At 39.9% G+C, this 404-nt stretch carries 1 pseudogene; it reads left to right on the plus strand.

Going from position 1 to position 404, the window contains the following annotated elements:
- Positions 1 to 105: 105 nt before the first annotated feature.
- Positions 106 to 404: pseudogene (locus PZH32_RS11560) on the plus strand (Na+/H+ antiporter NhaC family protein); the annotation flags it as partial.

Genomic DNA, 404 nt, shown 5'->3' on the forward strand with positions numbered 1-404 from the left:
TGTGTTAATTCTTGGAATTGTACTTGGAGGAATCGGGTAGAAAAAGCCGAAGGAAGAACAAGAAATGTTCATAAAAGTTTATTGGAAAGAATGAGAGGATAAAGAATGAAAAAAGGAAATACAATAGCATTACTGCCAATCGGCGTATTTTTGTGTATCTATCTGGGACTTGGAATTTTATTCGAATATGTGATGAAGATTCCGATGGGATTCTATAATGTCCCGATCATTATCGCATTTCTTGCGGCAATTCTGGTGGCGTGTCTGCAGAATCGTAAGGTGAGTTTTGACGAGAAACTGGAAATTATGGCACAGGGACTTGCGGATAAGAATATTATTACAATGCTTCTAATCTTCCTGACAGCGGGGGCATTTGTCGGAGTGGTAGGAAGAAGCAGTGCGGA

Origin of the sequence: Adlercreutzia equolifaciens (genome assembly GCF_029076695.1) — a bacterium.
GTDB lineage: Bacteria > Actinomycetota > Coriobacteriia > Coriobacteriales > Eggerthellaceae > Adlercreutzia > Adlercreutzia equolifaciens_A.